This window comes from Chryseobacterium sp. PCH239 (genome assembly GCF_018924625.1).
Lineage (GTDB): Bacteria > Bacteroidota > Bacteroidia > Flavobacteriales > Weeksellaceae > Chryseobacterium > Chryseobacterium cucumeris.
In genome coordinates this window covers 3,997,215-4,011,016 of sequence record NZ_CP073027.1, presented here as the reverse complement: position 1 = coordinate 4,011,016, position 13,802 = coordinate 3,997,215, and the positions used below count along the sequence as shown (strand labels likewise).

Annotated in this window: 7 protein-coding genes and 1 pseudogene; 2 read left to right on the top strand and 6 right to left on the bottom strand. The window is 34.5% G+C overall.

Annotated elements, in window-relative coordinates; genetic code table 11:
* The first annotated feature begins 1 nt into the window (after position 1).
* The gene (locus KBP46_RS18535; RefSeq protein ID WP_216443867.1) at positions 2-943 is read left to right on the top strand and encodes a YihY/virulence factor BrkB family protein; all 942 of its coding nucleotides are present in this window, start codon (positions 2-4) and stop codon (positions 941-943) included.
* 115 nt (positions 944-1,058) lie between these two features.
* On the opposite strand, the gene argS is transcribed toward KBP46_RS18535, so the two are convergent.
* The 6 genes and pseudogenes from argS to KBP46_RS18505 form a co-directional block, all read right to left on the bottom strand.
* A complete protein-coding gene (argS, locus tag KBP46_RS18530) occupies positions 1,059-2,816 on the bottom strand; it encodes an arginine--tRNA ligase (protein ID WP_216443866.1) in 1,758 nt (585 codons plus the stop codon).
* 128 nt (positions 2,817-2,944) lie between these two features.
* A complete protein-coding gene (locus KBP46_RS18525) occupies positions 2,945-4,309 on the bottom strand; it encodes a SusD/RagB family nutrient-binding outer membrane lipoprotein (RefSeq protein ID WP_216443865.1) in 1,365 nt (454 codons plus the stop codon).
* A gap of 2 nt (positions 4,310-4,311) precedes the next feature.
* Complete coding sequence (locus tag KBP46_RS18520) at positions 4,312-7,230, bottom strand: SusC/RagA family TonB-linked outer membrane protein (RefSeq protein WP_082798743.1); 2,919 nt, start codon at positions 7,228-7,230, stop codon at positions 4,312-4,314.
* Between the two features lie 332 nt (positions 7,231-7,562).
* On the bottom strand, positions 7,563-8,012 hold the full coding sequence (locus KBP46_RS18515) for a lipocalin family protein (protein WP_216443864.1): 450 nt from the start codon (positions 8,010-8,012) through the stop codon (positions 7,563-7,565).
* Positions 8,013-8,200: 188 nt separating this feature from the next.
* Positions 8,201-9,529: a SusD/RagB family nutrient-binding outer membrane lipoprotein gene (locus KBP46_RS18510; RefSeq protein WP_253297086.1), complete on the bottom strand. Its 1,329-nt coding sequence runs from the start codon at positions 9,527-9,529 to the stop codon at positions 8,201-8,203.
* Positions 9,530-9,532: 3 nt separating this feature from the next.
* A pseudogene (locus KBP46_RS18505) lies at positions 9,533-12,489 on the bottom strand (SusC/RagA family TonB-linked outer membrane protein).
* A gap of 698 nt (positions 12,490-13,187) precedes the next feature.
* Here KBP46_RS18505 and KBP46_RS18500 point away from each other — a divergent pair.
* Positions 13,188-13,772 (top strand): ribonuclease HII, encoded by a 585-nt coding sequence (locus KBP46_RS18500; RefSeq protein ID WP_062675904.1) that lies wholly within the window; start codon positions 13,188-13,190, stop codon positions 13,770-13,772.
* Positions 13,773-13,802 lie beyond the last annotated feature (30 nt).

The window sequence follows — 13,802 nt, the reverse complement described above, 5'->3', positions numbered from 1 at the left end:
TATGATCAATACTGTTAAATTTTTCTGGGAAGTTCTGAAAGACACATTCACTGAATGGAACAATTCTACTGCATCAAAAGATTCAGCAAGTCTTGCGTATTATGCCATCTTTTCTATCCCGGGATTATTGATCATTATTATCTGGGTTCTTGGAAATTTCTTTGGGGAAGAAGCCATTCGTGGGCAAATCAGTAGCCAGATCAGTGGTATTATGGGACCGGATGTAGCGAAAAGCATTGAAGGTATGCTCGCTGGTGCTCTTATTGATAAAAAGAATATTTTTATGAAGGCGGTTGGAGTCGGATCATTGGTTTTCGGTTCTACTACGCTCTTCTTTCAGCTTCAGCATTCATTAAATACACTTTGGGAAGTAGAAGCTGCACCCAAAAAAGCATTACTCAAATTTTTACTGGACAGAGCCAATTCTTTAGGAATGATTCTCATTCTGGGATTCCTTCTGATGATTACTATGGTTTTATCTTCTCTGATCAGCCTTTTTAATACGATTATCACCCAATATTTTGGTTTTGAAACCTATATGTTGGTAGAAACCGTGAATTTCGCTGTAGGCTTTGGACTTGTCATGCTCTTATTTGCTTTAATGTTTAAAGTTCTGCCTGATGTTTTGGTCAGCTGGAAACCGGTATGGAAAGGAGCTTTTCTAACTACTGTTTTATTTACCCTTGGAAAATTTTTATTAAGCCTTTATTTTAATCAGGTAAAACCTACCTCAGCCTTTGGTGCTGCCGGAACGGTTATTCTCATCATGATGTGGATCAATTATTCCTGTATGCTGATATTCTTCGGCGCGGAATTTACTAAAGTGTATACTTATAAAAAAGGATATAAAGTAGTTCTTTCCAAACATGCACGATGGACTCCTGCTAAGTTGTACGCGGATAGTCTGAAACAGATGCAGGGTGAAAGTAATGATAAAACGTAGATTTGGGTTACAGGGTTCGGGTTGCGAGATTTTGAGATCCGGGATTTCTGATACGAGATTATTGATATATAAAAAAGAAAAAAGCCTCCTGAAAAATTCAGGAGGCTTTCTATTTTTACATTCTGTTTACGGTTCCGATTCCCAGCAATTCTAACGATTTTTTGATCGTCTTTGCTGTGATATCTGAAATATTCAAACGGAATTGTTTTACATTTTCATCTTCCTGATTCAGGATTGGATTATTCTGATAGAAAGAGTTGTATGCTTTCACAAGGTCATAAACATAGTTGGCAACTAAAGCAGGACTTAATGTTTCCGCTGATTTAGCCACTACAGTTTTAAAGTTGGTCAACTGCATAATCAATTCTTTTTCAGATTGATTCAATTCAATATCAGCAGTTTCGGACTGTAAAGCACCTGCTTTTGACAATAATGACTGAATACGTGCATAGGTATACTGAATAAACGGACCTGTATTTCCATTGAAATCAATACTTTCTGCAGGGTTGAAAAGCATTTTTTTCTTAGGATCTACTTTAAGCATGAAATATTTCAATGCTCCTAGTCCTACCGTTTCATAAGATACTTCTTTATCTTCTTCCGAAAGGTTTTCTAGTTTTCCTAATTCATGAGCTTTAGATTTTGCTGTTTCATACATTTCCTGCATCAGGTCGTCTGCATCTACTACAGTTCCTTCACGGGATTTCATTTTACCTTCAGGCAATTCAACCATTCCGTAAGAAAGGTGGAACAACTGATCTGCCCATTCATATCCTAATTTTTTCAGGATTTTAAATAAAACCTGAAAATGATAATCCTGCTCGTTTCCTACAGTATAGATCAGTTTCTGAATATCATTTTGCTTAAAACGCTCAACTGCCGTTCCAAGATCCTGAGTCATATAGACTGAAGTACCGTCTGAACGAAGTAACAGCTTCTGATCAAGACCTTCATCGGTAAGGTCACACCAAACAGAACCGTCTTCTTTCTGATACAGAACGCCTTTATCCAACCCAGCCTGAATAAGATCTTTTCCTAAAATATACGTATTGCTTTCATACTGAACCTGGTCAAAGTCAACACCTAATCTCTTATACGTTTCATTGAATCCTTTGTAAACCCATGAGTTCATTTCTGCCCAAAGTGCTCTTACTGTTTTATCTCCATTTTCCCAATCCAACAGCATCTTCTGAGCTTCCTTCATTACCGGAGCGTCCTTTTTAGCCTGCTCTTCTCCTACCCCTTGTTCTACAAGCTCTGCAATTTCTCTTTTATAGTTTTTGTCAAATTCTACATAGTAGTTTCCAACAAATTTGTCTCCTTTTGTATTGGTAGTTTCAGGAGTTTCTCCTTTTCCGAATTTCTCCCAAGCCAGCATAGACTTACAGATATGAATACCTCTATCATTGATGATCTGAGTTTTGATTACATCATATCCAGCTTCTTTTAAAATTTGAGCAACTGAGAATCCTAATAAATTATTTCTTATATGTCCCAAGTGCAATGGTTTGTTGGTATTCGGTGAAGAATATTCTACCATTACCGTAGCATTTTTCTTTTCTATAGTGGAGAAATTCTTGCTTACAGATCTGAAGTTATCCACAAACAATTGATTTTTCACCTTCACATTAAGGAAGCCTTTTACTACGTTAAAGCTTTCAAAAAGATCCGTTTCTGTCAAAGCTTCACCTAATTCAACCCCAATGCTTTCAGGGTTTTTCTTCAATTGTTTTACCAACGGAAAGGTAACAATGGTAAAATCACCCTCAAATTCCGTTTTATTTTCCTGAACTTCCAGCTTGATGTCTTTTAACTGATATACATTTAAAATGACCTCCGAAAGTTTTTGTTCTATAATATCTTTAATATTCATGTTTCTAAATTCTCTTTTTAATGCTTATCGCTGAAACATTTTTACAGTGTGTTTCAGCTCAAAATCTGAGTTACAAATATACGGAAATAAAAAAACCGCCCGAAGGCGGTTTAAAAATTTAAATGGTCCTAGTTATCCCACCAAACGGGTATACTTACATCACTCACGACTGCTGCGTTATTATTTAATGTTCTTTCAGCTTTAGGAGTTATTAACCTCAAAGGTATCTTTTTAGATTGGCTATTCTGATTAGGCGTTAATACAGGGAAGCCTGTACGTCTCCAATCATTATAAGGCTCCATTGTAGTAAACAGGGAAGAATATTTTTGAGTAATAATATTCTGTAATGTTACTGCAGCTGAAGCTGTAGTAGCAAAGACAGGATTATCAGTACCAGTAACATCTATCAAAGATGCACTTACAGCAGTTTTCAGGGCAGCTTGAGCACCTACAGTATTTCCCAGTCTGAATTGTGCTTCTGCTTCTATGAATTTAATTTCACTATAGCTAAATATTATATTCGATGTACTTGCACTTCCTGCAAAGTAACTCCCAAAAGGAGAAGCATCTGTGTTGCTATCTTCCGGAGCTGACCCAGAATATCCCCCGGATGCATCTAATCCTGCATAATGAGGTAGCCTTGGATCACTACTATTCTTTAACAGATCTATAAAATATTTTCCCATAGACATATAACCTGATCTTTGATTATTAAATGCAAACCAAAGATTTTGATTATTTCCTCCATCAAACCGAGCCACCAAGTTATCTGAACTGGAAGTAAACGAGTTTTGCAAGTAGTTTAAAGCCTTCTGAGCTGCTACAGTACTTCCTTCTCTTTGAGTTAGTCTTAATGCATATCTTGCCTTAATGGCATAGGCTAATTTTTTCCATTTATCTATATTTCCTGCATAGAAGATATCATCACCTGCCGGTAACCCTAAATTAGCATTTTCAGGTTTTGATAAATCTATTATTGCACTATCCAAATAACTTTGAATCTGAGAAATGACATTTTGCTGAGAATCATACTTTGGAGAGAAATTATTGACTCCTTGAAACGCTTCTGAAAAAGGTACATCACCCCATGTATCAGTAGCATACCCCATATTTAAGGCTAATAAAATCTTAGCCATACCTGAATAATAAGGATATTTATCCCCAAACTGAGTGATAATCTGATGAAGATTTACTCCAGTCTTATAAATATTAGACCAATCTGTTTCATTATCCAATTCTGTTAAAAAATAATTGGTATAATCTAATGACTGAAACAGATTACCATTGGTTTGCTGAGTCAACAAACTTATTTGTCTTGTCAAGTTACCTGTTGAATTATTAATTGTTCCTACTGCTGCACCGGTAAATAAAGTTTTAGGAGATGTAACTTGTGTAGGACTATTGGGATTTTCATTAAATGTATCTAGCTCATGCTGACAAGAATTGAGAAATAATCCGGCAATAATTATAGGTATGTATATTATTTTTTTCATAATTAAAAAGTAAATTTAAATGATAGTGTATAACTTCTTGTCCCTGGATTATTGAAATAGTCAAATCCATTAGTATTTGAATTTGCACCGGCAATAGATGTTTCCGGGTCTACACCTTTGTAGTTAGTAATTAAAAATAAGTTTCTAGCAGAAAAAGTAATCTGAGCATCTCTTATAAAAGATAGAGTTTGAGTATTAGATAGCATTTTACCAAAATTGTATGATAAACTTACATCTCTTAGCCTAAGCCAATTTATATCTCTTTCCATCTGTTGTTCATTTGCACTACCAGATCCATCTCCTAAAAAGCTTGAATAATACAGTTTGTTATCAATTGCTTTCGTATTAGAAACACCAGTTTCAGTAACGCCAGGTATTGTATACATAGCTGATCTGTCGTCAGCAGAAGCTTGTGTCATCCCTAATCTATTTAATCTTGCTAATGTTCCGTTCCAAATGTCTCCACCTTTACGTACATCTAACAAAAAGCTTAATGACAAGTTTTTATAACTGAAATTATTTCTGATTCCTCCTAACCAGTCCGGATTAGGATTTCCAATAATTTGAGATTCTGCAGAAACTAATGGTAAACCATCAGATCCTATAATTAAGTTCCCAGCCGAATCTCTTTTCCAAGCTGTACCATAAAACACTCCTAAAGGTTCACCTTTAATGATGGCAGGAACTACATTTCCTGAAAAGAAATCACCTCCCTCACTGGAGAAATTTAAATTGTCTTGTATTTCAACAACTTTATTTACGTTTTTAGCCCAATTAAGATTTATACTCCAATTAAAGTTTTGATTTTTAAGAATATCATACCCTAATTCTACTTCTATACCTTTATTTTCAACTGTAGGACCGTTGGTAAAATAATTCTGAAATCCCGAAGATGGTGCAACTGGAGCTTGGATAAGCAGATCATAGTTGGTTGATTTGTAAGCACTCGCATTTAAGTGTAACCTTTTAAATAATTCTAATTCTAAACCGACTTCAAATTCGTCATTTCGCTCAGGCTTTAAATTTGGATTTTTCGCAATGGTAGTTAGCCCATAGGCTCCAACTCCCAAATATGGAGAAGTTAATTGTGGACCAAATGTATCAAAATAGTTTGGAGTTCCATAAGTGTTAACAATATTGTATGGATTAGCAGATGCAAAAGTTTTTGCATAAGCTACTCTTACTTTTCCTAAGTTAACCCAGTTTGGTAAATTTAATGTCTTATTAAACAGCCAAGATCCTGAAACTGAAGGATAGAAATAGGAACTATTCTGTTTAGGCAATGTACTGCTCCAATCATTTCTACCTGTTAATGTCAAATAAAACTGATCATAAAATCCGAATTCTGCCGAAGCTAATATCCCTCTTTTAATTTGTTTGAAATCTGTATTATTGGAAACAAAAGTCGTAAAGTTAGAAAGGTTGAATTGATTAGGTTCCAACATTGTAGATCCTTGAGTATATTGATCATTTCCAAATTTAGAAATTATCTGCCCCCCAAAACTATAATTCAAATTAATATTATCAGTAAAGTTAACTAACCCACTAAAGATTAAATCTAAATTATATTGACTTTGAGTATAAGTGTCTACAACGACCTGTCCTGTTCGGTCAGCTGTTGAATTACCATTACTTGAGAATGAATAATTCTGCTGAGCATGAGTTGTATAGGTATCAACCCCCGCTCTCAACAGTATATTCAAGGCTTTATTATAATTATAAGTTAAATAACCACTAATAATGGATCTGTTTGTCTCGTCTTTATATGGATTATTGTATACTGTATAATATGGATTGTCATAGGCTGCAAAATAATTTTTATTATATCCTTGTACAGTCTGATAATCTCTAAGGTCATAGGTTGCTGGTGTTCTCAATAAAGACAACATGACTCCTGCAATATTACTCCCTTTCTGAGCTCTTAACCCATTTGTATTTGAAAACTTCACATCAGCTCCAGCTTTTAGCTTATCGGTTAACTTAAATTCAGAATTCACTCCAAAACTTGTCTTTTTAAGCGATGTATTTGGAATAATCCCCGTTTGATCAATATGTCCAAATGAAGCTCTGAAATTACCATAATCCCCACCTCCTGAAAAAGCCAGATTATAATTTTGTGTAACACCTGTTTCAAAGAAGTTTTTAGTATTATCATAAGCCTTCAAACCAGTTACGCTTGAAATTAATGGTCCCCAACTTTGATTGGTTCCCGATGTGGTAGCAAAACCATCAGAGCCATATTGAGCAGGTGCAATATAGGTCGCTCCGTTAGTTCCAGCGGCATAGGTTTTTTGAAGTTTTGGTAAACGAGTAATCATATCAAAAGATACAGCTGTAGAAAAATCAATTCCAATTCCTTTTCTTTTTCGCCCTTTCTTACTTGTATAAATAATTACACCATTTCTAGCATTTTCTCCATATAACGCTGCTGCTGCACCACCTTTCAAAATTGATACACTTTCAATATCATCAGGATTTATGTCAATAGCTCTGTTCGAGTCATCTACTCCAGCCAAATTACTGCCCTGCCCCGCATTATTATTAACAGAGTTATCAATAATCTGCCCATCTAAAACTATAATAGGTTGGCTTGATAAATTAATCGACTTTTGCCCTCTAATCAGAATTTTACTTGAAGCTCCTGGCGTACCAGAAGAGCCTGTAACTTGAATTCCCGCAGCTTTTCCTGCTAAACCTTGAATAATATTTGCTTCCCCTGATTTTTTTAGATCATCTCCATTGACTTGTGAAGTAGCATATCCTATTGTCTTTTTCTCTTTTTTAATCCCAAGTGCAGTTACTACTACACCTTCAATCTCTTTTGTCTGTGTAATGGTATCTTTTTTCTTCTGTTGAGCGTTTACAATAGCCACAGAAGAAGTTAATACCACAACTAGCAGACTCATTGTTAGTTTCTTCATATCAAAATTAATTTTTACTCAACAAAATTGTAATTTTATTAACAATTCAACAAGCTAAACTTAAAAAAAACAACAAAAGAGCAATAAATAGAAGTAAAAACAAATAAAATAATTAATAAAATACATTAAAAATTAAATATTTAATAAAAAAAATAACATCAATTTTCTAATTGATATCATTTAAAATCACTTTTCAACACGACAGATAAAACACTGATTATAAGATTAATATAAACAATAAAGCCAGTTTTAATTCACAAAATCCTATATAAAAATGATTACAAATAAAAAAAACCGCCAAATGGCGGTTTTTTTAGATAAATAAGAAATATTTATTCTTTTCTGAAAACAAGGATAGCTTCGTCATTTCCAGGCGTATTATCCAGGTTTTTACTATTGTCATTAATTCTGAGCTCAGTATTGGAATAGGAATCAATTTCTTTTTTCATTGTTTTGGAAACTCCAGCTTCTGTATAGGTAAGGGTTAATGTTTGATACATTTTATCAAAGACCCATTTTCCTCCAAAAGAATCAAAAAGATTACAGTTTCCGGAAGAAGAAGACAAATCATATCTTTCATAAGATCCCGAGAAATCAGGATTTATAAATATAACTCCTTTCTTTTCACAGTCACTCAACATGACATCTTTACCCCTAAACTCATACTTATATGGTTTCCAAGTCCCATTAATACTTACACTTTCATTTTCAACTGCACGGTCGTCATCATTGGAACATGATGCAACACTTATTAAAAGAACAATTCCTATAAAAAATCTCATATAAATGTTTTTATATTCCTCAAACCTACTCCTAGGTTTGAGGAAATATTATTTAATTTAAAATTTATCCCAAAATATTTTTGTGGATACTTTGTCACCTCCAATCTTTGAAGCTGCAGCATTCACATTCTTAGCGTTAAGAAGATATTCCTGATCAGAATATTTCATTCTTACTGGTACAGATTCTACTACAGATCCCCAGGATTTACAAATACAGGGAAGTCCAGTCTTCTTGCAAAATTCCATGCTTGGAATCCTTTATTGAACATTGCTATCCAAGCTTGCTCACCAACAGATTTTTTCCAGTTGGCAGCATTATATGGATTGGCAGCTATAAAAGTATTTGCAGTAGCTTCAGTAATACCATACTCAGCCATTGATGCTTTAATTGCAGATTGATATAGATTAGCGGCAGTATCACCAACACTAAATCCTCTTGCAGCGGCTTCAGTTCTTAAAAACTGAATTTCAGAAAAATCTAATAAAAAGCCTTGTGCATTTTCACCTGAAATAAGATTTGTAAAGTGAGAATAACTACTAAAGATGTTCTGATCACCATATACCCCACCAACATAATTACCATTAACAGTTGTAAACCATGCAGCTCTTCTTGGATCAGATGTATTATTCATAAAGTCCACAAGAACATCCGAAGGAATAAAGTCATTCCTACCTGACTGAATTACATCCTGATACACTGGATTAGACAATAATCCTGAAGGAAATGTCTGAAGGCCGAAATTATCTAACTTGTCAGTAAATAGCCCCGCATTATATGCTGCTTCAGCATAAGTTTTAGCCAATGCAGGATCACTATCTGCCAATGTTACCGCCATTCTAAACTTCAAAGAATTACCCATTTTTTTCCATTTAGTCATATCTCCTTTGTAGATCAAATCCTTGTCATATCCACTACCAGAAGTATTAATCATAGCAACAGCGGCATCAATTCTTTTGATAAGATCCAGATACACTGTTTTTGCATCATCATAAGGAATTTCCGCACTTCCCGGATTTTCAGCGGTAGCTTTCAATGCTCCAAAATAAGGGATATCACCATATGTGTCAACCAAATTAGCCCATGCGTAAACATTTACTAATTCAATCATAGCAATATTGTTATTTTTAGTAACGGGATCTAATCCTTCGCTCTCAAGAAACCTCCTGGCATCTCTTAATGCAGATAATACTCCCGGAGAATTAATTGTAGCTGATGCAGATGCCATCATACGGTTATAATGATTCCTTGGAATTGGTCTCGTCACCATATCATAGTTCGTCTCATCAGTATAAGTAGTTTCTGACCACTGTTGGGTAAAAAACCTGGTAATGTTACGGTTTACATTGGCAGACAATAGCTGGTCAAGAAGTGCATGTTCAGCACTGGCAAAAAGTACTCCTGAAGGGACTTCAGTTGGGTGTTTAGGGTCTTCGTTCAGTGACGTAATGTCTCTTTCACATGATGTAAAAGTTAACGATAATGAAGCTAAACCTATAATTAAAAATATTTTTTTCATTTTCTAGAATTTTAAAGTTATATCAATTCCAATGTCACGAGTAGTAGGCAGTACTCCAATAGAATTACCTTTAGATGCTAAACCATTTCCTGTACCCGCTTCCGGATCTGCATAAGGTAAGTTTTTGTGGATAATCCAAAGATTTCTCCCAACAATTGAAATTTTTGCATCACGAATAGCTGTATTAGCCAAAACAGATTTAGGAAGGTTATAACCTATACTTGCTTCTCTAAGTTTCACATAAGATGCATCATAAACGAATCTTTTATTTGGCATTCTTCTATATCCATCTACGTTACCAAATGATCCCGGATTAATAGTAGGCGTTGTATTTACATTACCATTTGGATTAACACCCGGATGTACGAATCCACCTTCTCTATAGTCAGCAGTTTCTGCATAAAGACCAGTTGCTAATCCGTAATACATATCAGTAGAGAATACATCTCCTCCTTTTTTCACATCAATAAGGAAACTTACTGAGAAATCTTTATAACGGAAGCTGTTTCTGATACCACCTACCCAATCTGGTGTAATATTTCCAATAACCTGATTATTATTTCTTAAATAACGGCCTGTAGCTGGATCAATTACTTTATCTCCGTTTGCATTATATACATAATCTGATCCTACCAAAGCTCCAAAAGATTCTCCCACACGTGCGTTAAGAGAAACCCCACCTTGATAACTCGCCATTAAGTAATTCTGGGAATCACCATTTAATGCAATAACTTTATTCTCATTTTTAGACCAATTCACGTTTACATCCCATGTAAAATTGTTTGTTTTAAATGGAGTACCGTTTAACTGTACTTCGATACCTTTATTATCAATCTGTCCTGCATTTACAAGGAATGTTCTATATCCTGTTGCAGAAGAGACTGGTAAATTGATAATCTGATCAAATGTTCTGGTTTTATAAATTGCAACATCAAAACCTAATCTGTTTTTGAAGAATTGTGCTTCCATACCGAATTCAGTTTCCTTAGATCTCTGAGGTTTCAAGTTTGGATTAGCAAGGAAATAAGGTTGATCAAACAGACCTTCACCTCTAGCTTTGAAAGTATTTACCAATCTGTAATTGTTAGTAGAAGAACCTACTTCAGCGTAGTTTGCTCTCAATTTCCAGAAACTTAACCATGGTTGTTTTACAAACTCTGATAGAATAACAGCTCCTGTAACTGAAGGATATCCATAGCTATTATTACCTTTTGGTAAGTTAGACGATTGGTCTACACGGTAAGTTCCATCAACAAACAAGAAGTTTTTATATCCAAATGATGCTGTTGCATATAAACTGGAAGTAACCCATTTTGCATAATTCTCATCTGGCGGAAGTATCGTTCTTATAGAGTTGGATATAGCAAAAAGCCCAGGTTTAGATAAACCACCTTCTGTACTCATAAAAATGTTATCCACAAGATTTCTTCTAACATTCCCACCTGCAATACCGCTAACACTTAGGTCTGAAGTAATATCAACCTTGTAGTTAGCAAATAAATCAAAGTTGATCTCAGTATTTTTCACATTGGTTCTTGCATATCCCGAACTTACATTAAGTCCGGATGCACCAAATGCCTGAGGAAGTGATCCATTCATTAATCTCTCTTCTACAACCATTTGCAAATCATCATAAGATAATTTACCGGTAATTCCAAAATTTTTGGAAACATCATATTTTAACTGTGCATAACTGAATATCCTGGTCCTGTCATCAGACTGATAATTCTGATATCTCTGGAAATATGGATTGTTCCAATATTGAGGAGTTCCATCAGCCGCTGTAGATCTGTTCCAAGAAAAGTTGCTATTTCCATTGTTAGCATAAGCATCTCTTAATGCCAATACATCTACGTTGGTCTGCCACCACTGTCTGAAGCCAGTAACTACGTTATCAGAATATCCTGTTTCATTACGTCCTTTTGTGTCTTGCAGAGTTAAAGTTGTAAAAACAGAAGCATGTAATTTATCCGTAAAATCGTGATTAAATTTCGCTGAAATTGTATTCTTTTTAAGTTCAGAGTTAGGCATCAAACCATTAGAAAGCATATTGGAATATGATAAGGAAAGATTCGAAGTCTTGTTTCCTTTTTCAATGGTAATCGTATTAATATATGTGACTGGTGTTTCAAAGAATTTAATAGGGCCGTTTTTCGCAGCAACCCAAGGTGTAGCTTTTCCATAATTTGGAGAAGAAGGATCAAATGAATCCCATTGGTAAACCAATTGGTTGGGATTAAATGCAGGTCCGTAAGATGCGTCATCTACAAAGTTAGCATAATTGTAACCTCCAGGTCCCGGATCTTCGTTCCATGACTGGCCACCGTATCCTGCTCCATACTTTTTCTGATAGGTAGGGAAAGTAGATTTATCAATGAATCCAGCTGTAATTCCTGAGTTTAAAGTAACCCCCAGCTTCCGTCATTATTTCCTCTTCCACTTTTTGTTACAATAAGGATTACACCATCACTTCCTCTTTCACCATATAAAGCTGATGCAGCAGCACCTTTCAATACGTTGACAGATTCAATATCTTCCTGATTGATATCCGAAAGGAAGTTACCATAATCGAATGTAGATCCGGTTACCGTATTATTGTTAACTGGTGAACCATCAATTACAATAAGTGGAGAACCTCCTGACAAAGATTTATATCCTCTGATCAAAAGGTTTGCAGATCCGCCAAAGTTGTTATTAGTATTTACCTGTAGTCCGGCTACCTTACCTGAAAGAAGAGATGCTACGTTTCCGGTATTAGTAGTTCCACCAGTTAATTCCGCAGCTTTAACTTCTTCAGAAGCATAACCAAGAGATTTTTTCTCTCTTTTAATCCCGAGTGCGGTTACAACCACCCCCTCAATTTCTTTTGTTTTAATAGTGTCATTCTTTTGCTGGGCGTTAGCGACAGCTATCGAAGAAGACATTACTAGAACAAGAAGACTTGCTGTTAGTTTCTTCATATCAAATTAATTTTTGTGACCTTACAAATTTGTAAAACTTTCTTAATATCACAAAGCAAAATGTGAAAAAATTACAACTTATTCAATATTTTCAAAAAAAACAAGACAATAAATTATTAAAATAAGTTAAAAACAAAACATTTAACAAAAACGCAACATTTAAAACTTATTTTTTTTTAAGAAATAATAACAATCGATTAAATTGATATAATCTATATTACAAATTTAATTATGAATGAAAATAAATTGAATATCAATAAATTAAAGATTTAAGATATAGAAATGAAAGAAGATCAATAAACGATACTATGCAAAGCATATTTCTACAAGTGAAGAAATATTTCATTTTTTAAACAAAAAAAATGCATAAAAGCGATAAAATGTATTAAAGTTTCTTTACCAGAGCAAGATAAATTTTTCTGTTTCAAAATAAGATTGAGTTCCAAATTGAAAAAATAAACCAAAGCCCAATTTAGCCAATATCAATTCGAATCCACTTTTCACCTCATCCTATAGTTAAACCTAAACTTCTAAAATCATCCTATATATCGTATATCGGTTATTTAAAGCAGACTACAGTCTTCTCCGTACATTCTACATAATCACAATATTATCTTTTGTTGAAGTAAGAATAAAATAAAAAACATCCAAAACCTCTTCCTTCAAAATTTTATATTTTTGCAGTATAGATACAATTCATGGAGCTAATAAAAAACTGGTCAAATCTTTATATTGAGGCCGGATGTGATGAAGTAGGAAGAGGATGTTTAAGTGGTCCGGTGGTAGCTGCAGCGGTAATTTTAGATGATGATTTCAAACAAAACCTGGTGAATGATTCCAAAAAATTAACGTTCAAAACGCGTATGGAACTGGATAGTTACATCAAAGATAATGTGAAAAACTATGCTATCGCAGAATTACCACCTTCCTTTATTGACGAACATAATATTCTTAATGCAAGTATTCATGCAATGCACCGTGCTTTGGATCAACTGACAATAACTCCTGAGCTTATTTTGGTGGATGGAAATAAATTTCATCCTTATAACTACATCCCGCATCAATGCATTATCAAAGGAGACTCCAAGGTTTTATCTATTGCTGCAGCCTCTATTCTTGCCAAAAATTATAGAGACAAGTTGATGATTCAACTTCATGAAGAACATCCTGAATATGGTTGGGATACCAATTTTGGCTATGCCACAAAAAAACATCAGGAAGCGCTTATTAAACATGGACCGACCCGATATCACAGACAGTCTTTCAGACTTAAATATGATTGAAAAACATCTATTTTCAATTATTAAATGAGC